Source organism: Parasphingorhabdus pacifica, from assembly GCF_054779195.1.
On the sequence record NZ_BAAGYS010000007.1, the window covers coordinates 215514 to 240033 of the forward strand.

The window sequence follows — 24520 nt, forward strand, 5'->3', positions numbered from 1 at the left end:
CGCACCGTGCGCCAACACCGGGAAACGGGCTGAGCTCGCCCGTATCGGAAGCGCGATGCCGGTGCTCGGCGAGCGGAACCCGCCGAGCACCGACCGAGTCAGTCCTCGCTCTTGTGCACCGTGTGGCCGCCGAACTGGTTGCGCAGCGCAGCGACCGCCTTCATGGCGGGCGAGTCGTCCTGCCGGGAAGCGAACCGGGCGAACAGCGAAGCCGTGATCACCGGTGTGGGAACCGCGTTGTTGATCGATTCCTCCACCGTCCAGCGCCCCTCACCGGAATCACTGACGTAACCCCGCAGCTGTTCCAGTTCGGGATCCTCTTCCAGCGCGTTGACCAGCAGGTCCAGCAGCCACGAACGCACTACTGTGCCGCGGCTCCATGCCTTGATCGTCGCGGGCACGTCGGTGACGACGTCCGAGGCAGCGAGGAGTTCGAAACCCTCCGCGTACGCCTGCATCAGGCCGTACTCGATACCGTTGTGCACCATCTTGGCGTAGTGGCCCGCACCCACGGGCCCCGCGTGCGCGAAGCCCTCGTCGCGGGGGCCTTCCGGGCGCAGGGCGTCGAAGATCGGCATCGCTCGCTCGATGTCCTCGACATCACCGCCCGCCATCAGGCCGTACCCGTTGGTCGCGCCCCACACGCCGCCGGACACACCGACGTCGACGTACTTGATCCCGTCCTCGGCCAGCTGGGCGGCGTGGGCCTGGTCATCGGTGAACTTCGAGTTGCCGCCTTCGATCACGAGATCTCCGGCGTCGAGCTTGCCCGCGAGCTCCTCGATCGTCTGCTGCGTCGGGTCCCCGTGCGGAACCATGACCCACACCACGCGGCCCGGCGCGAGTTTGTTCACCAGTTCGGCGATCGACCCGACGTCGCTGACCTCGGGGTTGCGGTCGTATCCGACGACCTCGTGGCCGGCCGCGCGCAATCGCTCACGCATGTTGAAGCCCATTCGGCCAAGACCGACAAGTCCCAGTTGCACCGGATCTTCCCTTTCGCGCGGTGTTCTACGGGGTTTCACAGCTGCTTCTGCTCAGGTGCCGGGCCGTTCGGCCGTCACGGGTGCGCTGCGGGCGAACCGATCAACCCGGCAATCGAACCGGCATCAGCAGGTAGAGGTATCCCGGCACCACTTCCCCATCTTCCCCGACGGGCTTGAGCAATGCCGGTCGATTGGATGTGGTGAACAGCATCTGAGCCCGGTCGGTCTTCAACGCGCTCAACCCGTCGAGCAGGTAGGCGGGGTTGAATGCGATCGTCAGCGGTTCGCCCGCGAGCTCGACCGGGAGTTCTTCCTCCGCGCTACCTTCGTCGTCGCCGCCCGCGGTCAGCCGCAGCCCCGCGTCGGAGAATTCCAGCCGTACCTGGGTTCCGCGTTCGGCGACCAACGAGACGCGCTTGATCGCATCGGCCAGCGGCGCCACGTCGACGATCGCGGTGGCCGCGCACTCGGAGGGCAGCAGCTGGCGGTACTTGGGGAATTCCGCGTCCAGCAGCCGGGTGGTGCTGCGGCGGCGGTTGCCGGACAACCCGAGCAGCCCGTCGCCCGACGCCAGCGAAACCTCGACCTTGTTGCCTCCGCTGCCCAGCGTCTTGGCCGATTCCGCCAGCGTGCGAGCGGGGACGAGCACGGAGGTGTCGGTGATCGAACTGCCGGGTTCCCAGGTGAACTCCCGCATCGCGAGCCGGAAGCGGTCGGTCGCGACCATGGTCAGCTGATCGTCGTTGATCTCCATCCGCACGCCGGTGAGCATCGGCAGCGTGTCGTCCTTGCCCGCGGCGATCGCGACCTGGGCGACGGCCTCGCTGAACACGTCGCCGGGGATGGACCCCGCGTGTTCGGGCATCGTGGGCAGCTCCGGGTAGTCCTCGACCGGCATGGTCGGCAGGCTGAACCGCGAGCTGCCGCACGTGATCGTCACCCTCGTGCCATCGACGGTCAGCTCCACCGGGCGATTCGGCAGCGCCTTGGTGATGTCGGCGAGCAACCGGCCCGAGACGAGTGTCCGCCCGGTCGAATCGATCGAAGCCTCGATGGTCACCTGCGCCGAGACTTCGTAATCGAAGCCGGAAATGGTCAGCGCTTCACCTGAGCTTGCGTCCAGCAGAACCCCGCCCAGGACCGGAACCGGCGGACGGGACGGCAGGCTGCGTGCGACCCAGGCGACGGCGTCGGCGAGACCGTCACGTTCGACGCGGATCTTCATGGGTGTCCTTTCGGGTTCAGCCGCTGGACGGCTGCCGGAGAACGGTGGCGGAGCCGGAAAGCTCTTGGGTACGGACTTGGCAAAGGTGCTGGCTCGGGCACGTGGTGCCGATCTTGCTCGTGCTTGGTGCTGGTTGCCCGTGCTCGATTTCCTGCACCGGTCAGCTGTGGAACCTGGTCGGTTGCGGAACCGGGTCGGCCGCGGCACCGGGCCGGTGCTGGCCCCACGTGGCTGCCGGGCCACATCGAGGTCCACTGGCATCGGCGGGAGTTCCACCGTAGAGCGTTCGCTGAGCGGCCCGCATCTGGGTCCGGGCATTCGAAGCGTGCTGTCCGGAGCGTTGCGTGACGGAGTTGTCCACTTATCCACCGCCCCTTCTTTTCTTTTTCTTTCTTCTTCAAAGAGAAGAAGAGTCAGACGTAGTAGTAGGTCCTGTGGATACTGTGCACAACCGTTGTCCTCGCAGGTCATACCGCGTGGTGCCATGTGGACGGACACTGGGAGTGATCGGTGGATAGTCCAAGCGATCGGTGGACAACTTCAGGCTCGATCTGATTTTTCCACAACCATCCACAGTTGTGCACATCTGCGTCCACAGTTTTCCCCCCGGTTGTCCCCAGGTGGCGGCCGTTGACCTCCCCACTCGATCAGGTTGTGGGCAAAATTGTGGGGTTCCTGTGGGCAACCGGGGGCCTGCTTGTGGTCAACCGGACCGTACCTGTGCACAGCCTGTGGATGGATTGGGGAAAACCGCTGGTCACCTTTGGGGAGAGCGCGCCTGTGGACATCTCGGCGCCGCGGCGGTTTTTCTGTTGGGGACATGAGGCGAAGGCCACTCTCCGCGACAGAAAAGTTCGCTCCTCGGTGGAGTGAGACCGGCGTGGAAGCGTACTGGCAGAGCTTTCAATGTCCGATAACGCCGTAATGTCCGGTTGTTTAACGGTCGGTGTGACCCATCGACGGCCCGACCGATGCGGAAAGTTTCTGTGGAAGGCCTGCGATCAGGCCGGTGCGGGGCGCCAGAAAGGTCGAGCGGGTCGCGGGAGTGGTGTGGGGTCGGCACTGTCGGTCTCACCGTCGGCCTCGCGGTCGGTGCTCACCTGACCCGCCCGTGCCCGACCCGGCAGGCGCACAGGGCAGGCGCACAGGGCAAGCGCACGGGGCGGGCCCCAGGGCAGGTGCAGCGGGCGGAACCCCGGGCCGAGCTGCACGGCCGGGAGCCACCGCGGTGCCCTCGGCCGCCCTACCGGACGCGAGAACCGGCGCCGGGATTTCTCTCGGAGGAGAGGGACGGGATCGTCGCGCCCCAGCAGAAAGGTTCGCCCGACTCCGGTCGGGCTCGTAGACCGGCCCGTCGGGCTGTGAGTGGGGCTGTGCGTGAAACGGAGTGCCCAGGTGAACAGCACCGCCGATACCGGTGTGCTCGCGGTGTGCGGGCGCCTGCGCCCGGAACCGGCCCGACCGCACGTGGCGGAGCAGATCGTCGGCGGACCGAGGACGCACCCCCACCGGCCCGGACCGGGCTCACCGCGAGCGGAACCTCACGCCGACCGGGACTGCTGCTTGATCCGAGAGGTGAGTTCCTGCACCTGGTCGTAGACCCGGCGCCGTTCGGCCATCTCCTTGCGGATCTTCTTGTCCGCGTACATGACCGTGGTGTGGTCGCGGCCGCCGAAGCTCTGGCCGATCTTCGGCAACGACGAGTCTGTCAGCTCCCGGCACAGGTACATGGCTATCTGCCGCGCTTGGGACAGCGCCTTCGTCTTACCCGGCCCGCACAGGTCGTCGATCGTGACCCCGAAGAACTCGGCGGTCACTCCCATGATGGTGGGCGCGGTGATCTCCGGGGTGGCCGAATCGGGGATCAGGTCCCGCAGGACGATCTCGGCCAACTGCACGTCCACCGGTTGCCGGTTGAGCGAGGCGAACGCGGTCACCCGGATCAGCGCACCCTCCAACTCGCGGATGTTGCGCTCGATACGAGCCGCGATGAACTCCAGCACCTCGGCGGGTGCCGCCATCCGATCCTGCGCGGCCTTCTTGCGCAGAATCGCGATCCGGGTCTCCAGCTCGGGTGGCTGGATGTCGGTGATCAAGCCCCACTCGAAGCGAGTCCGTAGCCGGTCCTCCAACGTGCGCAATCCCTTGGGCGGCCGGTCGGACGAGACCACGATCTGCTTGTTCGAGTTGTGCAGCGTGTTGAAGGTGTGGAAGAACTCCTCCTGGGTTCCTTCCTTGCCCTCCAGGAACTGGATGTCGTCCACCAGCAGCACGTCGACATCACGGTACCGGCGCTGGAACGCGACCTGCCGGTCGTCTCGCAGCGAGTTGATGAAGTCGTTGGTGAACTCTTCGGTGGAGACGTAGCGCACGCGGATCCCCGGGAAGAGGCGCTGGGCGTAATGGCCTACCGCGTGCAGCAGGTGCGTCTTGCCCAGCCCCGATTCGCCCCAGATGAACAGCGGGTTGTAAGCCCGTGCGGGTGCTTCGGCCGCCGCGACCGCTGCCGCGTGCGCGAACCGGTTCGACGCGCCGATGACGAACGTGTCGAAGGTGTACTTCGCGTTCAACCGCGTCTGCGAGGTCGGCGGTGCGTGCTTGGGCGCGGTGAACGGCTGGCCCTGCTGGGGTTCGGGGGAATCGCCGCGACCGAAGGTCGGCCAGATCTCGTTGGCCGCGTCGAGCGCGTCGCCTTCCTCGTCGACGACCTCGGCCTCGTCGTCGGAATCGTTCGGCGCGCCTTCTCCGGAGTCCTGCGGCGCCGTCCGGGGAGCGTCTTCGCGGGTCCGATCCGAATCATCGGGATCACCCACGGGGCGCTCGGGGTGGTCCGGCGCGCGATCGGCACCGGAGGCGTGCCCTATGGGCAACTGGAGTTCGGTGCCCGCGCGGTGTTTCCCCGGGCGTTCCGGAGCGGAGTCGTAGTCGGAGGCGGGTCGGTAGTCCGACGGAGCCGCGAAATCGGACGTGCTGGCGAAGTCGAGGGTGGCCGCCACGTCCGTGGTGCTCGCGAAGTCGGCGTTCGACGGGTACTCGGGATCCGGGTACCCGGAAGGGCGGTAGTTCGGAGCCGGGTAGTTCGAGGCCGGGTAGTTCGAGGGGGCGGGATACTCGGGGTACCCCTGGGACACCGGATGCTGGGACACCGGCTGGTGAGGTGCCGAATAGCCCGGAGCGGGTTGTCCCTGCGATTCCGGATATTCCTGCCCCGGATATTCCTGCCCCGGGTACTCCTCGCCCGACGGGAAGCTGGCCGCGGTTCCGTACTCGGCGTCTGCCGGGTACGGAGCGGAATGTTCGCCGGAGTGCTCCGGGGCGTAGGCGGAGTGCTTGGGGAGGAAAGCGGCGTGCTCGGACGCGTGATCCAGTTGCTCGACCGGGTGGTCGGCCGGGTGCTCGACCGGGTGCTCGACCGGGTGCTCGACCGGGTGCTCGACCGGGTATCCGTTGCCGCGCTGCTGTTCCTCGGGTGCTCCGTAGGTAGTGCGCTGGCGTTCCGCGGGTGGGTCTGCCCTGTCGGCCGGGTCGGCGACGAACGGCCCGGGGCCCGCGAACACGTCCGGGCGGGTGGACTGCGCATGGTTCGCCGGTGACGTCGCGATGTAGGGCGAGGCGTCGTAGGCGATACCGGTGTCGCCGTTCGGCCGCGAGTCGTTGCCTTGGGAACCCGCGACCGGTCGAGTCGGAGCGGGGACCGCTGTGTCCACCTTGACGGCTAGCGAAACGCTGCGTCCGAGTCGACGGGACAGCGCATCCGTGATGGGGTCCCGCAGCGCGCGTTCGATCGCTTCTTTGGCGAAGTCGCTGGGAGCTGCCAACAGGGCGGTCCCGTCCAGCAGGCCGATCGGTCGGGTCACGCGCATCCACGCGCGTTGTTGAGGCGACAACGTGCCCGAGGACAGCTCGTGCACCACCTCTTCCCAAATCCGACCTAGATCGGCTTGGTGGTCGGACACCGCTGGGCTCCCCTCCCCTCGCTGGCACGTGACCCGCGCGGTGGCCCCACACCACGACTGGATCGCGCAGTGGTGAGGTTGGCGTGGGTGATCAGGTACAACCCCTGGAGAACGGCCGTCCGTGCGGCTATCCACAGAGTTGTCCACAACTGTGTATGAAGGTACGACAGAGCGCCGTGGAGTCCCCCCTGGGGCCCCGCAGTACCTCTTGGCTGAGTGTCAGGCCGGTCTCGTCTCCACACGAACCGGTGCCTGGCGCTCTGGGCCCTCCGATCAACCCGGTGACTCCCGAACCGGGCTCGAACGCAGACGGGAACGCTAACAACGCGGGACTGGATCTTACAAGGTGGCCCGGCCGGTGCAGGCCGAAACGTGAATCGCGGCGTGCCGGTGGCGGTCTCACAGTGGCGGTATCGCAGAGGCGGCGTAAGGTGATGGCGGTGCGGGCCGGTCCGGGCCGGTGACCGGGCATTGCCGGAGCACGCCGGTGGGCCCGCCGTGATCGTGAATGTGGCAGGCTGACCGGAGGTCTCCGGTACCCCGGTTTTGAGTTGGTCGAGCGCACTGCGTACCCTCGGACAGTCCCCGCTTGACGAGCGGGCATGTCGCCGCGCTTGATTTCTGGATGATTCCGGGCGCTGTGCAGTGAACACCGGCCCCGGTGTCACCCGCACGAACTGTTCTCCGCCGACCTACGGCCTGGCGGAGGAAGACCACTGCGGCGATATTCGATCGACGAGTGGGACACCTGACCGAGCCATTGTGGCTATCCGTGGCCACTGTGCCTGTAGTAACCGGGAGATTCGACCGTGAGCAAGGGCAAGCGCACCTTCCAGCCGAACAACCGCCGCCGCGCGAGGAAGCACGGGTTCCGGCTGCGCATGCGCACCCGGGCCGGCCGCGCGATCGTTGCCGCGCGCCGTCGCAGGGGCCGCAGCCAGCTGACCGCCTGATCGAAGCGCGGTGCTTCCTGCGACAGCCCGGCTGACCAGGCACCAGGAGTTTCGCCTGGTGGTCCGTCGCGGTCGCAGAGCCGGGCGGAGACGTCTCGTGGTGCACATGTTGCGGCCTGATCCCGCGGCAGATGCCGGCCTCGACGTGGACACGCCCCGGCGCGGAACGCGATCGGGCGAAAACCGAACGTCACCGGAAGCTGATCTGGACACGGCACCCACCCGGGAAACGCCTCAACCGTCCCGGGTGGGTTTTGTCGTGAGCAAGGCTGTCGGGACCGCCGTGGTGCGGCACCGCGTCAGCCGCCGGCTGCGGCATCTCATGCGTGACCGGTTGCGGTTGTTTCCCGCTGGCACACTGGTGGTGGTCCGTGCGTTACCTCCAGCATCCACCGCCTCGAGCCGCGAGCTCGGCGCGGATATCGACGCTGCGTTGCGGAAACTTCGCGTTTTCCCGCCCGAGGGCCACGGTCCGCCTGCGGATTCAGCGTGATGACGAGGGCCGGGATGGCAGCGGATTCGGCACGTGGAACCGAGCGGGGCGAGTCGGCTCGGGTGAGCCCGTTCGCCTGGACTCTGTTGGCGCCGGTGTACGTGTACCGCAAGATCGTCTCACCGTTGTTGCCGCCGATGTGCCGGTTCTACCCGTCCTGCAGTGCGTACGCGGTCGAGGCGCTGAAAGAGCACGGGGCCCTTCGGGGCGGTTGGCTCGCCGCGCGGCGATTGCTGCGCTGCGGGCCTTGGCATCCGGGTGGGCTGGATCCCGTGCCGCCCCGGCGGGGTGCGGTCCCGGAGGCCGACGCCCCCGATCCGGCGGCCAGGACACGCGCATCCGACACCACTGCTGAGGAGTAGCTGTAGTGCTGGACTTCATCAACTACCCGGTATCGGCGATCTTGTGGTTCTGGCACCAGGTTTTCGGTACCGTGCTGGATCCCGCAGGCGGTTACACCTGGGCTCTTTCGGTCGTGTTCCTGGTGTTCACCCTGCGGGCGCTGCTCTTCAAACCGTTCGTGCACCAAGTGCGGTCGATGAAGAAGATGCAGGAGTTCGCTCCGCAGATCAAGGAACTGCAGACCAAGTACGGCGATGATCGTCAGCGCTTGGCGCAGGAAATGCAGAAGCTCCAGAGCGAGAACGGGTTCAACCCGATCAGTGGCTGCCTGCCGATGATCGTGCAGGTTCCGGTGTTCATCGGTCTGTTCCAGGTACTCAACGGTTTCAAACCCGGGGCCGACTCGAACTTCATCTTCGACGCGAACGGGGTCTCCTCGTTCGTGGCCGCCGACCTGTTCGGCGCCAACCTGGCGAACGCGATCGGCGAACCGGCCGAGGTACTCGCCTCGTTCTCCACGGATCGCACCTCGATGCTGATCGTGGGCGTGCCGTTGATGGTCGCTGCCGCCATCGCCACTCACTTCACCGCGCGGCACTCCGTGCAGCGTCAGACCGCTGACGCGGCGAGCAATCCGCAGGCCGCCGTGATGAACCGGATGGTGCTGTGGATTTTCCCGATGTTCGCGATCATCGGTGGCCCGTTCCTGCCGTTGGCGATCCTCATCTACTGGTTGGCGAACAACTTCTGGACGCTCGCCCAGCAGTGGGTCGTCTACCAGCGGATCGACCGGGAGGAAGCCGAGTTGAAGGCCGGCGCGGTGGTGAAGTCGACGTCGGTGTCGTCGAGCGCGGAAGCGCCCACCTCGAGCACCGATGCGCCCGCGCCGAACACCGATGCGCCGAGCACCGACGTCCCCGTTGCGACGGAGCCCGCTTCGAAGCCGGCTCCTGAAGACCAACCCGGTGAGGTCCCCGGGGCGATCGAAGACCGTTCCCGCGATGCCGATGGGCCGGGTGAGTCCCGGTGACGGTGTCGCGTACCCCTGGAGAGGAGCCACTCAGTGTCCGAAACTGTGCAGGAGTCGAGTGAAGCCGAGTCGGCCGTCGAGCCGGCTGTGGAGCCGGAGGGGCCGAGCAACACGGAGACGCTCTTGGTCCAGGAGGGCGATGTCGCCGGGGACTACCTGGAGAAGCTGCTCGACCTGCTGGACTTCGACGGTGACATCGACCTCGACGTCGAGGCCGGCCGTGCGGTCGTGAGCGTCGAAGGCGGTAGCGATCTGGAGAAGCTGGTCGGTTCGCGCGGGCAGGTACTGGAAGCCCTGCAGGAACTGACTCGGCTGGCGGTGCAGCAGGACACCGGTGTGCGTAGTCGGCTGATGCTGGACGTAGCCGGCTGGCGTGCGGGCCGCCGCGAAGAGCTGACGAACCTCGGCACTACGACCGCGCAGGAAGTGCTGGAGTCGGGCAAGTCCGCGCGGATGCGTCCGATGACCCCGTTCGAGCGCAAGATCGTTCACGATGCGGTGGCGGCCGTGGAGGGCGTGCACAGCGAGAGTGACGGCGAGGAGCCGAACCGTAAGGTTGTCGTCTTCAAGTCGGACTGACCGGAGCGATGCTGTTTCGGCAATGGTGCCCCCGTGGTCGCGATGACCGCGGGGGCACCATTGCGTTCGGCCCGTTTCACGTGAAACCCCTCCCCCCGGTTTCACGTGAAACGGGGCTCGCTCGAACTCGCCCGGCGGGGTGCCGGAAAGTAGTTTCACGTGAAACGCGAACATCAGGATGGAAGACTGTGACCGAAGCAGAAGGTGCGTCGAATCGGGTTCCGGACAACGCTGCGGAGGTGTTCGGAGAACGGCTCGCGCTGGCCGAGTCGTTCGCCGCGATGCTTCGGGAGCAGGGTGAGCCTCGCGGGCTCATCGGGCCTCGCGAACTCGACCGGTTGTGGGAAAGACATTTGTTGAACTCTGCGGTTCTCGCGGAGTTGCTGACACCGAATTGCAGCGTTGTCGACGTAGGCTCTGGGGCGGGGCTGCCGGGCATTCCATTGGCGATCGCTCGCCCGGATGTTGAGCTGACCCTGTTGGAGCCGATGGCCCGACGAGTTTCATGGTTGCAGGAAGTTATCGACGAACTCGGACTCGCCGTTGAGGTGATTCGTGGGCGTGCCGAGGAGGGGCCGGTGCGAAAGCAGCTCGCGGGGCAGGACGTGGTCACCGCGCGCGCGGTCGCTCCGATGGCTCGGCTCGCGAAGTGGTGCCTCCCCCTGTTGCGACCGGGTGGCCACCTGCTGGCGTTGAAGGGATCCAGTGCGGCCGAGGAACTCGAACGGGATGGATCGGCGATCAAGGGCGCCGGTGGCGGCCGAACCGAAGTGATTTCTTGTGGAGACGGAGTGCTCGACGTGCCGACGACCGTCGTACAGGTCGAACGGGCGGCCGGCGGCAAGGGAAAGGCTGCGGCCGCTCGGCGTCGTGACGGCGAGCGGCGGACGAGAAAGGATCGTTGACGGTGACGGAGTCGAACGGAGCTGGTCGTGTTCCACGTGAAACGAGGGGGCGTGCCATGGGTGGCATGCGCTTCCCCTCGTCCGGTGAGGAGGACGAGCAGCAGTCGGTGAGCGCTTTCGGCGCGGACGGTGTGGGCTGGACTCCCATCATGGAGGAGGCGGAGCGGGCCACCCGCGTGCTCCATCCCGAGACGATGCAGCTGCCTCGGCCTGATCGGCGCCGTGTCATCACGGTGGCGAATCAGAAGGGTGGGGTGGGTAAGACGACGAGCACGGTGAACCTCGCGGCGGGCCTCGCTCTGCAGGGGTTGAACGTGCTCGTGATCGACCTGGACCCACAGGGCAATGCGAGTACGGCGCTCGGGGTGGACCACCGCTCCGGCGTCGCCTCGGTGTACGAGGTGCTCCTGGGTGAGATCAGCGTCGCGGATGCGGCTGCGGAGAGCACCCAGTCGAGCAACCTGCACTGCGTGCCCGCGACGATCGACCTGGCCGGCTCGGAGATCGAGTTGGTCACGATGGTCGCTCGGGAGGGACGGCTGAAGGAAGCGCTGAACTCCGAAGCGATCGAACAGCTCGCACCGGATTACGTGCTGATCGACTGCCCCCCTTCGCTCGGCTTGCTCACGGTGAACGCGATGGTCGCCGCGCACGAGGTGTTGATCCCGATTCAGTGCGAGTACTACGCGCTGGAGGGGCTCGGGCAGTTGCTCCGCAACATCGAGTTGGTGCAGGCGCATCTGAATCCGGCGCTGTGGGTGTCCACGGTTCTGCTGACGATGTACGACGGGCGCACCAAGCTGGCCGATCAGGTGGCGAACGAGGTGCGGGGCCACTTCGGTGAACTCGCGCTGCGCACGCTTATCCCCCGCAGCGTGAAGATTTCGGAGGCGCCCGGGTTCGGTCAGACGGTGTTGACCTACGACCCGGGTTCACGTGGCTCGATGAGTTACCTGGATGCGGCGAAGGAGATCGCCGAACGTGGTTCCGAGAGGAAGACAGCATGACCGAGCGCAGGGGTGGCTTGGGGCGCGGGCTCGCCGCGCTGATTCCGAGCGGTCCTCAGGCTGAGGAGGGCGCGGAGGAAACCGCGGAGGGGGCCAGTCTTCGTGGGGCCGGGCGGGGGGTGAACTCCTCCCCTGCCGCTGCTTCCGTGGGTACTCGGGAGGATCTCCCCGAGGAGGAGCCCGTTTCACGTGAAACGGGCGGGGCGGTGGCCGGTGCGGTCTACCGCGAGGTGCCGATCGCGTCGATTACGCCGAACCCCCGTCAGCCGAGGCAGGTGTTCGAGGAAGAAGCGCTCGCCGAGCTCGAGCATTCGATCCGCGAGTTCGGGCTGATGCAGCCGATCGTGGTTCGTGAGGTCGGCACCGATCAGTTCGAGCTGATCATGGGCGAACGGCGTTGGCGGGCCTCGCAGCGGACCGGGCTCGACGTGATCCCGGCGATCGTCCGGCAGACGCAGGACGACGACCTGTTGCGGGACGCGCTGCTGGAGAACATCCACCGCGTTCAGCTCAACCCGCTGGAGGAAGCGTCGGCCTATCAGCAGTTGCTCGACGAGTTCGATGTGACGCATGACGAACTCGCCGACCGCATCGGACGCAGCCGGCCGGTCATCACGAACACGATCCGGCTGCTGCGCCTCCCCATGCCGGTGCAGCGCCGGGTGGCAGCGGGCGTTCTCTCCGCCGGCCACGCGCGTGCCCTCCTCGGCTTGGATGATCCGGAGGGGCAGGAGGAACTCGCCTCTCGGATCACCGCGGAAGGGTTGTCGGTCCGAGCGACCGAGGAAGCGGTGACGCTGAAGAAGAGCGACGGTCCGGCGAAGGAGAAGGCGGCTCCGCGCAAGCAGCAACCGGAAGCTCCGGGGCTCGAACGATTGGCCGATCAGTTGTCGGATCGACTCGATACGAAGGTGAAGGTCGAGTTGGGCCGTCGCAAAGGTCGGATCGTGGTGGAAGCCGGCTCGGTGGAAGACCTCGAACGCCTGTTTGAGTTGATGTTGCCGGATGGGCGGAAAAACCCGCTGGAATAGCGTGAACGATCACCCACCGCAGTTATGTCACGGTGACGATCCGGAGTTTCACGTGAAACCGGAACGGAACGGCGGCCTTTCGTGTCCCGGGCGACGCGACCCCTCTCCTCGCTCGGGCGAGTTCCCGGTTGAACCGCCCGACGGGACAACCGCCCGCGCGGCGATCGGCAGCGGCCCACAACAGACCGCTGCCGATCAATACCGCTACCGATCAATAGTCCCGCAGGATGCACCAGGGCGGCGATCAACGCCGACCCCGGTGCCGAACCCCGCGCGAGTCAGGATCGGGCGATCGCGCGTTCCACGAGCGTGCTGAACACCTCGCCGAGCGAGCGGCCGGACGCTTCGACCGCCATCGGAAGCAACGAGGTCTCGGTCAAACCGGGTGACACATTCACTTCGAGGAAGTGCGCCACACCGTTGCGGTCGATGATGGCGTCGGTTCGGGAAATGTCCCGCAAGCCCAGCAGCCGGTGCGCCGCCACCGCGAGGTCACCCGCCGCCGTAGCCGTCTCCGGCGCGAGCTTGGCCGGCGTCTGGTAGCTCGTGAGGCCGGCGGTGTATCGGGCGGCGTAGTCGTAGACGCCGTTGGCGGCTTCGATCTGGACGGCGGGCAACGCCTCCGGACCATCCGGCCCGTCGACGACACCGATCGCGACCTCGGTCCCCTCGATGTACTGCTCCACGAGCACGGTGTCGCCGTAGGACAGTGCACCGACCATCGCAGACGGGAGCTCCGCAGCATCGCGAACCACGTGCGCCCCCAGCGCGGATCCACCCTGGTCGGGTTTGAGCATCAACGGCAGGTCGAGCTTGGTCACCAGTGCGTCCAGCACGGCCTGTGCGCCGAGTTCCCGGAAAGTGGCGTGCGGAAGTACTGCCCATTCGGGTGTGGTCAGCCCGGCACGGGCCACCTCGCCCTTCGCGGTCGGCTTGTCCCAGGCCCGCCGACACGCGTGTGGATCGGTGCCCACATAGGGGATGCCGACCAGGTCGAGCACGGCCTGCACCGCACCGTTCTCCCCTTCGCCGCCGTGCAGCGCGACGACGACGGCATCCGGTCGTTCCTCCGCCAAGCGGGAGAGGAGGCGGGAGTCGGCATCCCACTCCGCGACGGTCATCCCCACCGAACGCAGTGCGGCCGAAAGTCGGCGGCCGGAACGCAAGGACACCTCCCTCTCGTGTGAAAGCCCTCCGGAGAGAACGGCGACCCAGCGATCGGACACTCTGCGAACACCCCTGAAAGTAGTAGTCCACTGAGCACCGGAATCGGCGCGCAGTGGACCGGTTGGAACTGGTTGGGAATATGTCGGTCACGCACTCACGCGGTGTCGGGAGAGGGCGCCTGCGGCCCCGGCACGGCACGCTGCGGCACGGTGCCGAATGTGCGGACCAACTCCATCTCATCGGTGAGCGTGTTGGCCAGCCTTCGCACGCCCTCCCGGATCCGCTCCGGAGTCGGGAAGCAGAACGAAAGCCGCATCTGGCGGCTGCCCAGGTGGTCCGAATAGAACCCGGTGCCCGAGGCGTAAGCGACTCGTTGGGTCACCGCGCGCGGCAGCATGGCCTTCGTGTCCACACCTTCGGGAGTGGTGCACCAGACCATGAACCCACCTTCCGGGTGAGTCCACGAGCACCCTGCGGGCATGTACTGCTCCAGCGAGCTCAGCATGGCATCGCGACGATCCCGGTACTGCTCCTGGAAGGCCTTGATCTGGCCCTTCCAGTCGTGCGTGCTCAGATAGCGGGACACGATCATCTGGTTCAACGTCGGCGGGCACAGCGTCGCGGATTCGGCGGCCAGTACGAGCTTCTCCCGCACCGCGTGCGGTGCGAGGACCCAGCCGACTCGGAGCCCGGAGGCGAAGGTCTTCGAGAACGATCCCAGGTAGACCACGTTGTCCGGGTCCATGCTGCGCAGCGCCGGGTAGGTCTGGCCGTCGAAGCCCAGCAACCCGTACGGGTTGTCCTCAAGCACGAGGATTCCGTTCTCGGCGCAGATTTCCAGCACCTCGGGGCGCCGGTCGACGGCCATCGTCACGCCCGCGGGGTTGTGGAAGTTGGGGATCGTGTAAAGGAACTTGATCTGCTTGCCCTGCTTTTGGACGTCCGCGATGGCCTGCCGCAGAGCGTCCGGCTGAAGCCCGTTGTCGTCCATCGCCACGTGCACGACCTCGGCCTGGTAGGCGGTGAACGAGCCGAGCGCACCCACGTACGACGGTCCTTCGGCGAGGATCACGTCGCCCGGGTCGCAGAAGATGCGGGTGACCATGTCGAGCGCCATCTGGGAGCCGACGGTGACCATCACGTCGTCCGGGTGGGCCGAAATCCCTTCGAGCGCCATGACCTCGCAGATCTGCTCGCGCAGCTCCGGAACGCCGTGGGCCGAGCCGTACTGCAAGGCCTGCTGCCCGTCGGTGGAGATCAACCGGGCCACCTCACCGGCGATCGAGTCGAGCGGCAGGGCGGCCAGGTTCGGCATGCCACCCGCCAGCGATACCACCTCGGGCCGGTTCGCCACCGCGAACAGAGCTCGAACCTCGGACGCCGTCATGCCGGCGGTGCGCTGTGCGTACCTCTCCACGTGGGTGTCGAGGTTGCGTGCCGTCGACTTCTCGATCGACGAGTCGCTGCCGTCGGTGGGCTTGCTGCCTTGGTCGGACATTCCGCCGTGATCGGACATTCCGCGCTCCGTGGCTCGGGTGTGCGCTGTGGTGATCGGACCATCTGCCGACGGGCCGATCGAGCGATTCTATCCGTGGTATCGCACCGAGCTCGCGGCCGTGTAACGGGAACCTCCCCAAAACCGGCCCGACAGTAAGCCATCTCACTCTTTGGAGGGTGCCTGGCGTGGGAGAGCGCCTTTCGGCGCACCGCACCTCGGCATATCCTGACCGCAACACCGCTTTCGCTCGTTGGGGGCGGATCCTTGCTGGTTCCAGGAGGTCAGGGTGTCGCGACGTGTCGTCGGAGTCACGCTGGACAACCTCGACCACCTGCCCCGTGCGTGTCGGCGCTGCGTGTTCTGGGAGCTGGCGCCGCATGTCCGGGAGCAGGCCGAGGAGTTCGGCGAGACCGCGTTGGAAAAAGAAGCCTGGGTTTCCAACGTCCTGCTGGAGTGGGGCTCGTGCGGGCGTGTCCTCTACGTGGACAACACACCCGCGGGTTATGCGCTCTACGCCCCTCCCGCGGCCGTGCCGCGAGCAGCCACGTTCCCCACCGGGCCGGTGAGCGCCGACGCGGTGCTGCTGACGTCACTGCGCATCGCCGCTGAGTTCGAGCACGGCGGGTTGGGCCGGGTGCTACTGCAGAACGTCGCCAAAGACCTCACCAAACGCGGTGTGAAGGCGGTGGAGGCCTTTGGCGACCTGCAGGAGGACGCGGGCGGCTGCGTGATCCCGGCAGGATTCCTGCAGCAGGTGGGGTTCAAAACGGTCCGGGAGCACCCGAAGTGGCCCCGGCTGCGCTTGGAGCTGCGCACCGCGATCTCCTGGAAGGAAGACGTGGAGGCCGCGCTGGAACGCCTGTTGGGCACGGTGTCGGTCAAGACGGCCGAACCGGCCCTGGGCTGACCACCCGACGCTCCCTCCCGGCGGTCCGACCCCAGCAGGAGGCAGGTCGTCGATTCCGCGCGAGGCTCCCGGGAGCCGGTCAGGCGCCTTCGGCCCGGGTGAGCTCGTAGCGCAAGAGGTCGTCGAAGGTGAACGTTCCGGTCGGTTGGTCGTCCTTGCCCAGCAGGTACAGACGCTTGACCGCCACGAGCAGCCCTTCGGCGATGACATCCCGGAATGCCGGGTCGAGGAGCCGGTGCCGGTCCTCCGCGTTGGTCAGGTAGCCGATTTCGACGCGCACCGCGGGCATCCTGGTCAGCCGCAGCACTTCCCACGTTTTCGGATGGGTGCGGCAGTCGCGCATGCCGGTTCGGGCGACGATTTCGCGCTGCAGGAATCCGGCGAGCGCTTCACCGACCGTGGAGGTCGTCCCGTTGCCGGTGCCGAAGTGGAAGCTGGCCACTCCCTGGGCCTGGAGTGACGCGTTCGCGTCCATGTGCAGCGACAGGAACAGATCCGCGTTGGCCTCGTTGGAGAACCCGGCCCGGTCCGCATCCGGCGGGCACGCGTTGGGCCCGCGCGAGATGAGCGCTTCCATGCCGGTGGCGACCATTCGCCCCTCGAGCCTGCGCGCCAGATCCCACGCCAGGTCGGCCTCCGAGACGCCTCCGATGGTCGCGCCCTTGTCGTTGCCGCCGTGACCGGGATCGATCACGATGCGCTTGCCGCGAAGTCGGGGGCCCGAGCGCCGCACCTTCTCCTGTTCGCGGAGGAACACCGGACGGCCCCCGCGCACCTTGGGGGCGAGTTGTTTGAGCGCGCGCAGGGTACTGGGGCCGCAGATGCCGTCGGCGTTCAGCCCGTAGTCGCTTTGGAAGCTGCGCAGCGCCTGTTCGGTCTCGATGCCGAAGACCCCGTCCGGGCGCCCGGCGTCGTAGCCGAGTTCGAGCAGGCGTTCTTGGAGGGCGAAGACGTCATCACCACTGACCGGTTTGGAAACCAGGAACGCCAGTGAGCGGTCACCCAGTCGCCAGCGGGCGTCGGTCAGCGCGCGGTAACTCGCGGGTCCGACGACGCCGTCGGTGATGAGGCCGCGTTGCTGTTGGAAGACACGTACCGCGTGTTCCACCGTTGCGTCGAACGTGGCGGGCCCAGGTTGACTGTTGGGCGTCGGCAGGAGACCAAGAGCGGCCAGCGTGTTCTTGATCTCGGCAACCGCCGGACCGACGTCACCGCGGTGGAGCAGCTGCATGTACTCCTCGCTCGATTCAGGCGCCGGCTGCGGGCCGGCGCGAAGGATGGTTGTCTCCCCCGGTGTCCAATTTCTGGTGACGAGCATTCAGCTGGGAAACCCGTCAATGGCAATTGTGCCTTGCCTTCCGCACTCCGGCGCTGCGGGCTACTGGCAAGTACCGACACCTGCGGCGACGCGTTGTGCCCGGCTGATCGCACGGTGTCCGTTTCGGTCCGGCGCATATACGACAACTCGACCCCACCGCCTTCCGCGTGTGGGGAGGACGGTGGGGCCGAGTTGTTCGGTTGCATCCGGGCGTCCGGCGCTGTTCGTGCGTCGGGCGGTGACCGATCCGGCTTTCGGAGCCGGGGGCGATCAGACGCGCGGTCAGCGCGGACGAGGACTCACCGGCGGCGGTGGAGCTGCCGGTTCACAGGTACTCGGACAGGTCCGAGAGCAGCGCGGCCTTCGGCTTGGCGCCGACGATCTGCTTGACGGGCTCTCCCTGGGAGAACAGCAGCAGAGTGGGAACCGACATCACCTGGTAGTCCCGCTGGAGACTGGGGTTCTTGTCGATGTCGAGCTTGGCGATGGTGATCTTGCCGTCGTGCTCGTCGGCGATCTCCTCCAGCACCGGCGCGACCATCTTGCACGGGCCGCACCAGTCGGCCCAGAAGTCCACCAGCACGGGCTTGTCGCTGTCGAGGACGATGCTCTTGAACGAGTCGGCGTCGACCGTCACGGTGTTGCCAGCCATGTTCATCTCCCTTGTCGTGAGTTGTGCGTCGGTCAGCGAACAGCTGCGGGGTCGGCGGAACCGGCACCGTAACCGCCGCCGACGAACTCGGCCGCGATGTCGGCGTGCTCGGCGGCATCCCGCTCGGCGAGCCACCGCTCGGCGTCGATCGCCGCGGAGCAGCCGGAGCCGGCCGCGGTAACCGCCTGGCGGTAGGTCTTGTCGACCAGGTCACCGGCGGCGAACACGCCGGGAACGCTGGTGTGGGTGGTGGGTTGGCGCACCTGCACGTAACCCTCCGAGTCGACCTCGAGCTGGTCGCGGACGAGCTGGCTGCGGGGGTCGTGGCCGATGGCCACGAACATCGCGTTCACCGGCAGCTCGGAGACCTCGCCGGTGACGGTGTCCCGCACCTTCAGCCCCGACACGGTGCCGTCGCCGACCACCTCGTCGACCACCGCGTTGGTGCGCCACTTGATCTTTTCGTTCGCGCGGGCGCGTTCGAGCATGATCTTGGAGGATCGGAACTCGTCTCGGCGGTGCACGATGGTCACCGAGCTGGCGAACCGGGTCAGGAACGTCGCTTCCTCCATCGCCGAGTCACCACCGCCGACCACGGCGATGTCCTGCTCGCGGAAGAAGAACCCGTCGCAGGTCGCGCAGGAGGACACGCCGCGGCCGAGGAACTCCTCCTCGCCGGGCACGCCCACGTACCGGGGTGCGGCCCCCATGGCCAGGACGACGGCCTTGGCGCGGTGCTCGACACCGTTGACCGTGACCGTCTTGATGTCGCCGGTGAGCTGCATGGCCTCGACGTCCTCGGCCCGCAGCTCCGCGCCGAATCGTTCGGCCTGGGAACGCATCTGCTCCATGAGCTCGGGGCCCATGATGCCTTCGCGGAACCCGGGGTAGTTCTCCACGTCAGTCGTGTTCATCAGCTCGCCACCGAACTGGCTGCCCTCGAACACGAGAGGTTCGAGCTCCGCCCGCGCGGCGTACACCGCGGCGGTGTAGCCGGCCGGGCCGGAGCCCACGATGATCAGGTTGCGGATGTCGTCGGTCACCGCGCCCCTTCCGTTGGTTATCCGCCGCCGCGCTCACTGCGCGCGCTGGTGAGGTCAACGCGATCCTATGCGCGTGTGTTCCCGATCAGTGCGACCCGTCACCGACCACGTCGGATGACCCTTCCGGAAGGACTCGCGGCTCGGGATTCAACCGCCGAACGTGGTGTCGGAAATGGTGGCCGGGTTGCCCGGCCCGCACTCGGGGCCCACGGTCAGGATGCGGAATTCTCCGATCTCGCCGGCGGGAAGGACCAGCGTCTGCCCTGGCCGCCCGTCCACGGTCACCGTCCGTGCCCCCAGCGGTTTGCCCGAATCGATCCCGTTGGCTTGCAGGCAGCCGACGAGTTTCTCCGGGTCGGACAGCGCGCCGAGCTGGTCGGCCCCGAACACTTCGTCGAACTGCTGCTCGCCGAGTTCACCGCCGCTCAATGCGAGCGGGGGCGAACTCTGGGCCGCGGGCGGTGCGGACCGGCCGGGCGGGTCGGCAGCCTGCTCGCCCTGGTCTCCCGGCATGGTCGCCAAGACCACCACCCCGGTGAGGGCGGCCGCGGCGAGAAGTCCGGAGCTCGCGGCCCACCACCGCCTGCGCTTCTTGCGGGCGGCGGCGAGGTCGATGACCTCCGCACCGGACGCGTCACCCCCGGCCGCGTGGCCGGTATCCGCGCGGTACGTAGCCGTGTTGCCCACAGCCGCGCTGTCGGTAGCGGAGTCGTGGAGCCGGCTTTCCCGGTCGTTCGATTGCGCGGGTGCGGTGTCCGCCGCTCGCAGGGTGGAACCGTCGTCCTGCTGTTGTGCCCGGCCCCGCGCTTCCGCGTCCAGCACCGCGTCGAGCCGCGCCGCGACCTCGGGTGGCATGGCCGGTTCCGGGAGGTCGGCGAGATCCTGCCCGACCGCATCGAGTGCCGTCAGGATCGCGTTCGCCTCGGCGTCGTCGCCCACCTGCCGACGGAGCTCGTCGGCTTCCTCCGGGTCCAGAACCCCCGCGTGCAGATCGGCCAGCAGATCGGGGGGCCAGGGTGGCCCCTGCGGCGCTCCGGCGCGCCGTTTCTCGCCACTCATAGTCCCTCCCGTCGACGCGTGGCCATGGCGTCATCTGGGACGTTCGCATCTGCACTCGGGTTCCGCAGGTGGCCCAGAAGTTTCGCGAGCCTCAACCGGCCCCGGGCACAGCGACTCTTCACGGTGCCCTCGGCGACTCCGAGGACAGCTGCCGACTCGGACACCGAATAGCCCTGCACGTCCACCAGCACGATCGCCGCCCGCTGGTCGTCGGGAAGCTCGGAGAGCGCGTTCCGCACGACCATCCGGGTGTCCTGCTCGTCGATCGCGTCGCGCGGTGTCGCGGGTTCGGCCGGACCCGTCTCGGGCAACGGCACGGTCGGTCGCGCCTGCCTCTTGCGTATCCGGTCGAGGCAGGCGTTCACCACGATCCGGTGCATCCAGGTGGTCACCTGAGATTCGGCGCGGAACGACGCGGCGTTGCGGAAGGCGGAGACCATCGCGTCCTGAAGGGCGTCGGCGGCCTCCTCGTGATCGCGCATGGTGCGCAGCGCCACGGCCCACAGCCGGTCTCGGTGTCGGCGGAACAGCTCCGAGAACGCATGCGGGTCTCCGTTGGCGTGCGCCGCGATGAGGTCGGCGTCCGATCTGGCGGGGACAGACACGGGTGCACTCTACTGATCGTGAGTGACCGGACACCCACCACACTGATGACGACCGGCATGGGAGCTGGTCGCAGAGCAGAACCACACGTGACCGGTGAGTGGCCTCAGCCCGCCACTCCCCGAACCGTGATCTCGTTGATCTGCGACTCGAACTTGCCGCCTTGCGGGGTGAGCTTGGTCAGATACACGATCAGATGGCTGCTCGGATCCCGGCCGTTCACCGGGACGGTGGTCGTGCCGTTGGTGAGGGTCGCGCTACCGATCACCGGAGCGGACTCGGGCGCGGTACCGGCACCCTCCGCCGCTCGGATCTCGACCTGGGTGCCCGGACTGGGAGAGTCGATCACGACTTCCCGCACCACGGTGGGTGCCTTCAGGGAGAGGCGTGCGCCGGTACCGGTCGTGATGCCGTTCGGACCGACCTGCTGGAAGTACCCGGCGGTGGTCCAGTAGGTGCCCTTGTCACCGTCGAAGAGGTACTTCACCCGATGCGGGCTGTCCGGTTTGCCGTTCTGGTTGACGGCCTCGCCGCCGGCGATCCCGACCGGTGTGGTCGGTTCCGGCGGTTGCTGCGCGGGCTGCCCGGTCTGCTCGTTGTCCCCGTCGTCGATGGTCAACGGTGGTTCATCCGTCTCGCTGGTGCCCGTGAAGATCCCGATCAGGTTCGCGGTCATCCAGCTGACCACCAGCAGCGTCGCGAGGGCCAGTACTCCGGCGCTGATCATCAGCTTCTTGCGCCGGGTCTGGTCCGGTTTCGGGTCGTCCCGGCTCCAGACTTCGGTGTCGCCGCTGCCCGCTCCCGCGGGTGCCGACTGCATGACCGTGGTGTCGGCCTCGACGGTGGCGTGCTGTTCGAGCACGCGCAGCACGGCCGCGCCGGTGCGCACACCACCATGGGTGCCGTTGGAGTCGGGGTTTCCGAGAGCGCGGACGGCGACAGTGGACAGCTCCAGCGGCACGCTCGGGCGCAGCGTTCGCGGGGCGACAACAGTGCCGTCGGGGCCGGTCGGGGCGACGGACAGGCCTTCCGGGCCGCCGTCGAGCGCCCAACGGCCGGTGAGTAGCAGGTAGAGCGCGGAGCCCAGTCCGCGAACGTCGTCGCTGGAAGTCGACCTGGCCAACGGTCCGGGGAACGCCATCCGGATCTCGCCTTCGGGCGTGACCCTGATCCGCTGCGGATGGTCGGCACCCAGCACCAGACCGGCGTGATGCGCGGCCTCCACCGCGGCCGCGAGCGGTTGCATCAAGCGGGACGCGGAGCCCGGCGGCAGCGGACCATCGGCCACCAGGTCGGTCAGGTCCGTGCCGTGGGTCCACTCGGCGATCACCACACCGAGGATGCCGTGCGGGTCACCGGACGCGGGCGTGACCACGTCCAGGACTCGGGCCACGCCGACGTGGTTGAAGGTGCTCGCGTGCATCGCGCGTTCGAGCGTCCGTCGCGCGTTGCCTGCGGCTTCGGAATCGGCCCGGTCACCGACCAGGATCGTCAGTGCGACGTCGCGGCCGAGGACGCCGTCCTTGGCCCGCCACAGATGTGCGTCACAGCGGCTGTCGATACCCACTGGTGCGAGCAGTCGGTACCTTCCGTGGTCCAACACCGCGCCGGGCGTGAGCCCGTGCTCGGGTGGGTCCTCGTTCACGACGCCGGACTCGTGGCTGTCCGAAACCTGCTTGCTCGGTTTGCTGCTCACCTGCCCTCTCCCACTCCTTCCGCTCCAACCGGGGGGCTCGGATTCCCCCTCCCCCACGGAAAGAGACTTCTCGGTCGAGGGTACGTGACGCGGAAGTCAACCACGACGCAGCAAACCGGTGAGCCGCCCGATCGCGGGTTGCAGTTCCCGCACTCGCAGGAGCCACATCAAGCCGAAGACGGCCAGGAGCCCGATCACGCTGCCCGCCAGGAGCTGCAGCCAACCGGTCCCGCCGCCGGCCGGGCCGGGGATCATCGCGTCGACCCCGACGGTCACCAGCCAGGCGAGTCCCCCGCCGAGTACCGAGGCGACGAAGGTCTTGCCCAGGGTGATCAGCAGCCGCCGACTCGCCAGCGGACCCAGCCGATACCGCAACCACACTTCGCCGACGAGCCAGCCGACGACGAAGCTGAAGGAGTTGATGATCGTGAGCGCGTAGAGCACGTTCGCCGTGTCCTCCAGCGCGAGCGACCAGAACGCCAGCGGCACCTTCACCGCCGTCATCACGATCATGATGAGCGTCGGGGTGCGTGCGTCCTTCATCGCGTAGAACACGCGCATCTGCATCATCGTGATCGCGTACGGCAGCACGCCGAACGCTGACACGGCCAGTCCGACACCGATCTGCTCGGCGCTGCCGCCGCTCTTGCCCAGGGCGAACAGCGCGAGGCTGGTGGGCACGCCGACCGCTGCCATGATCGCGCTGATCGGCAGCAGTGTCACGGTGCACATGCGGTTGCCCAGCGACAGGTCGTCGATGAGCCTGCGGTGGTCGCCTTCCGCTGCCGACGCGCTCATGCGCGGCAGGATGGCGGTCATCACCGAGAAGCCGATGACGCCGTAGGGCAGTTGCAGCAGCATCCAGACGTAGTTGTACTGCGACCAGGCTCCGGCGTCGGTGCCCGCGCGGCTCATCGCCATCAGGCCGAGCTGGCTGATGCCGACGTAGGCGAACATCCACAGGGCCAGCCCGCCGAACTCGCTCAGTCTCGGGTCCCAACCCCATCGCCACCGGAACCGGAAACCGGTCCGGCGCAGGGCGGGGATCTGGATACCCGCCTGGGAGACCACACCGCAGGTGACGCCGATGCCCAACGTCAGTAGATGGGCGTCGGTCATCTCCACCGGGTTGATCGTGATCTCACCGGGAAGCAGGTAGTAGATGCTCAGCGTGGCGATCACGACGAGGTTGTTGACCACGGGTGCCCAGGCCGGTGGGCTGAATATCTGCTTCGCCTGCAGGATCGCGCTGACCAGCGCACTCACGCCGTAGAAGAAGATCTGCGGCAGCAGCAGGTAGGCGAAGGCGGTGGCCAGCGTCCGGTTGGCGACGCCGCTGTCGGGCATGTAGAGCCAGACCAGCGCCGATGCCGCGATGACCGATAGCGCGGTCCCCACCGCGAGCAATACGCAGGACAGGGTCAGCAACCGCTGGATGTAGGCTTCGCCGCCGTCCGCGTCGGACTTCTCGGCGCGGACGAGTACCGGAACGATGACGCTGGTCAGCACGCCACCGATGAGCAGTTCGAAAACGCTGTTCGGCAGGTTGTTGGCGACCATGAACGAGTCGTTGATGACGCTGGTGCCGATCGCCCACGCCAGCATCAGCTTCCACAGGAAGCCGGTGATCCTGCTGGTCAGGGTCGCGACCGCCATCGACCCGGTGGCTTTGAGCAGCGAGCGCTTGCCGCTCGACGACGTGCGTATGACCTGGGTCTGCTCGGCGTCCTGGTCGGCGGCTTGGTCGAGTCCCGGTTCGGGAACGACCGCCGGGATGGGTTGGGTCGCCGCCGCGTGCCAGCCGGACGACTGCCCTTCCGGGCGCCGGATCGGCATCGTCGGCTGGGCGGCGACTCCGGGCGGCAGGTGCGTTCCACCGGCACTGCCGGGACCGGTCGAACCAGGGCGCGGGTGCGGATCTCCGGATGAAGCGGACCTTTCCGGCGTGCCTGGGTCGTTCGACAGGCTTCCGCTCAGTCGTGCGGTCCTGTCGCGGTACCCCGCGGGCCCGTCGTTGTCTCGGTTCACCAACTCATCCTTCGCTCACCCGAGAGGTGCCCGACACCCCTG

Annotated in this window: 21 protein-coding genes; 9 read left to right on the top strand and 12 right to left on the bottom strand. The window is 67.5% G+C overall.

Annotation, left to right across the window (positions count from 1 at the left end; genetic code table 11):
* Nucleotides 1–98 precede the first annotated feature (98 nt).
* The 3 genes from gnd to dnaA all read right to left on the bottom strand — a co-directional run bounded on the left by gnd (nt 99) and on the right by dnaA (nt 6167).
* A complete protein-coding gene (gene gnd, locus ACYVAN_RS10410) occupies nt 99–986 on the bottom strand; it encodes a phosphogluconate dehydrogenase (NAD(+)-dependent, decarboxylating) (RefSeq protein ID WP_460958198.1) in 888 nt (295 codons plus the stop codon).
* A gap of 100 nt (nt 987–1086) precedes the next feature.
* Nucleotides 1087–2211, bottom strand: a complete 1125-nt coding sequence (dnaN, locus tag ACYVAN_RS10415; protein WP_460958200.1) for a DNA polymerase III subunit beta — start codon at nt 2209–2211, stop codon at nt 1087–1089.
* Nucleotides 2212–3752: 1541 nt separating this feature from the next.
* Nucleotides 3753–6167, bottom strand: a complete 2415-nt coding sequence (gene dnaA, locus ACYVAN_RS10420) for a chromosomal replication initiator protein DnaA (RefSeq protein ID WP_460958202.1) — start codon at nt 6165–6167, stop codon at nt 3753–3755.
* An 809-nt stretch (nt 6168–6976) separates the two neighbouring features.
* Between dnaA and rpmH the strand changes: the two genes are divergently transcribed.
* The 8 genes from rpmH (at nt 6977) to ACYVAN_RS10460 (ending at nt 12507) form a co-directional block, all read left to right on the top strand.
* Complete coding sequence (rpmH, locus tag ACYVAN_RS10425; protein WP_460958204.1) at nt 6977–7120, top strand: 50S ribosomal protein L34; 144 nt, start codon at nt 6977–6979, stop codon at nt 7118–7120.
* Nucleotides 7121–7130: 10 nt separating this feature from the next.
* A complete protein-coding gene (rnpA, locus tag ACYVAN_RS10430) occupies nt 7131–7613 on the top strand; it encodes a ribonuclease P protein component (RefSeq protein WP_460958206.1) in 483 nt (160 codons plus the stop codon).
* Nucleotides 7613–7975, top strand: coding sequence for a membrane protein insertion efficiency factor YidD (gene yidD / locus ACYVAN_RS10435; protein WP_460958208.1), 363 nt, complete (start codon nt 7613–7615; stop codon nt 7973–7975). The genes rnpA and yidD overlap by 1 nt, the downstream gene beginning before the upstream one ends.
* A gap of 5 nt (nt 7976–7980) precedes the next feature.
* Nucleotides 7981–8985 carry a membrane protein insertase YidC gene (gene yidC, locus ACYVAN_RS10440; RefSeq protein ID WP_460958210.1) on the top strand — a complete coding sequence of 335 codons (1005 nt, stop codon included), beginning with the start codon at nt 7981–7983 and terminating at the stop codon, nt 8983–8985.
* A gap of 33 nt (nt 8986–9018) precedes the next feature.
* Nucleotides 9019–9564, top strand: coding sequence for a Jag family protein (locus ACYVAN_RS10445; protein ID WP_460958212.1), 546 nt, complete (start codon nt 9019–9021; stop codon nt 9562–9564).
* Nucleotides 9565–9752: 188 nt separating this feature from the next.
* A complete protein-coding gene (rsmG, locus tag ACYVAN_RS10450; protein WP_460958214.1) occupies nt 9753–10469 on the top strand; it encodes a 16S rRNA (guanine(527)-N(7))-methyltransferase RsmG in 717 nt (238 codons plus the stop codon).
* 194 nt (nt 10470–10663) lie between these two features.
* On the top strand, nt 10664–11476 hold the full coding sequence (locus ACYVAN_RS10455; RefSeq protein ID WP_460958717.1) for a ParA family protein: 813 nt from the start codon (nt 10664–10666) through the stop codon (nt 11474–11476).
* Complete coding sequence (locus ACYVAN_RS10460; RefSeq protein ID WP_460958216.1) at nt 11473–12507, top strand: ParB/RepB/Spo0J family partition protein; 1035 nt, start codon at nt 11473–11475, stop codon at nt 12505–12507. The genes ACYVAN_RS10455 and ACYVAN_RS10460 overlap by 4 nt, the downstream gene beginning before the upstream one ends.
* A 278-nt stretch (nt 12508–12785) precedes the next feature.
* Here the strand turns inward: ACYVAN_RS10460 and ACYVAN_RS10465 are convergent, their stop codons facing one another.
* Entirely contained in the window at nt 12786–13733 is a 948-nt protein-coding gene (locus tag ACYVAN_RS10465; RefSeq protein ID WP_460958218.1) for a D-alanine--D-alanine ligase family protein, read from the bottom strand.
* A 95-nt stretch (nt 13734–13828) separates the two neighbouring features.
* Entirely contained in the window at nt 13829–15190 is a 1362-nt protein-coding gene (locus tag ACYVAN_RS10470) for an aminotransferase-like domain-containing protein (protein WP_460958220.1), read from the bottom strand.
* 268 nt (nt 15191–15458) lie between these two features.
* Between ACYVAN_RS10470 and ACYVAN_RS10475 the strand changes: the two genes are divergently transcribed.
* Nucleotides 15459–16079, top strand: a complete 621-nt coding sequence (locus ACYVAN_RS10475; RefSeq protein WP_460958222.1) for a GNAT family N-acetyltransferase — start codon at nt 15459–15461, stop codon at nt 16077–16079.
* Nucleotides 16080–16158: 79 nt separating this feature from the next.
* Here the strand turns inward: ACYVAN_RS10475 and ACYVAN_RS10480 are convergent, their stop codons facing one another.
* The 7 genes from ACYVAN_RS10480 to murJ form a co-directional block, all read right to left on the bottom strand.
* Nucleotides 16159–17310 carry an N-acetylmuramoyl-L-alanine amidase gene (locus ACYVAN_RS10480; RefSeq protein ID WP_460958224.1) on the bottom strand — a complete coding sequence of 384 codons (1152 nt, stop codon included), beginning with the start codon at nt 17308–17310 and terminating at the stop codon, nt 16159–16161.
* A gap of 412 nt (nt 17311–17722) precedes the next feature.
* Nucleotides 17723–18055, bottom strand: coding sequence for a thioredoxin (gene trxA, locus ACYVAN_RS10485; RefSeq protein WP_460958226.1), 333 nt, complete (start codon nt 18053–18055; stop codon nt 17723–17725).
* A 26-nt stretch (nt 18056–18081) separates the two neighbouring features.
* On the bottom strand, nt 18082–19092 hold the full coding sequence (gene trxB, locus ACYVAN_RS10490) for a thioredoxin-disulfide reductase (RefSeq protein ID WP_460958228.1): 1011 nt from the start codon (nt 19090–19092) through the stop codon (nt 18082–18084).
* 147 nt (nt 19093–19239) lie between these two features.
* Nucleotides 19240–20151, bottom strand: coding sequence for a hypothetical protein (locus tag ACYVAN_RS10495; protein ID WP_460958230.1), 912 nt, complete (start codon nt 20149–20151; stop codon nt 19240–19242).
* Nucleotides 20148–20756 (bottom strand): RNA polymerase sigma factor SigM, encoded by a 609-nt coding sequence (gene sigM, locus ACYVAN_RS10500; RefSeq protein WP_460958232.1) that lies wholly within the window; start codon nt 20754–20756, stop codon nt 20148–20150. Before sigM ends, ACYVAN_RS10495 begins: the two co-directional genes overlap by 4 nt.
* 104 nt (nt 20757–20860) lie before the next feature.
* Nucleotides 20861–22450, bottom strand: coding sequence for a protein kinase family protein (locus ACYVAN_RS10505; protein WP_460958233.1), 1590 nt, complete (start codon nt 22448–22450; stop codon nt 20861–20863).
* A gap of 96 nt (nt 22451–22546) precedes the next feature.
* A complete protein-coding gene (gene murJ / locus ACYVAN_RS10510; RefSeq protein ID WP_460958235.1) occupies nt 22547–24478 on the bottom strand; it encodes a murein biosynthesis integral membrane protein MurJ in 1932 nt (643 codons plus the stop codon).
* Nucleotides 24479–24520 lie beyond the last annotated feature (42 nt).

Excerpts from the sequence above, each read along its gene's own strand:
- dnaN (WP_460958200.1), bottom strand. The coding sequence starts at position 2,211 with ATGAAGATCCGCGTCGAACGTGACGGTCTCGCCGACGCCGTCGCCTGG.
- trxA (WP_460958226.1), bottom strand. The coding sequence starts at position 18,055 with ATGAACATGGCTGGCAACACCGTGACGGTCGACGCCGACTCGTTCAAG.
- yidD (WP_460958208.1), top strand. The coding sequence starts at position 7,613 with ATGACGAGGGCCGGGATGGCAGCGGATTCGGCACGTGGAACCGAGCGG.
- ACYVAN_RS10495 (WP_460958230.1), bottom strand. The coding sequence starts at position 20,151 with ATGAGTGGCGAGAAACGGCGCGCCGGAGCGCCGCAGGGGCCACCCTGG.
- ACYVAN_RS10455 (WP_460958717.1), top strand. The coding sequence starts at position 10,664 with ATGCAGCTGCCTCGGCCTGATCGGCGCCGTGTCATCACGGTGGCGAAT.
- ACYVAN_RS10470 (WP_460958220.1), bottom strand. The coding sequence starts at position 15,190 with ATGTCCGATCACGGCGGAATGTCCGACCAAGGCAGCAAGCCCACCGAC.
- ACYVAN_RS10460 (WP_460958216.1), top strand. The coding sequence starts at position 11,473 with ATGACCGAGCGCAGGGGTGGCTTGGGGCGCGGGCTCGCCGCGCTGATT.
- ACYVAN_RS10480 (WP_460958224.1), bottom strand. The coding sequence starts at position 17,310 with ATGCAGCTGCTCCACCGCGGTGACGTCGGTCCGGCGGTTGCCGAGATC.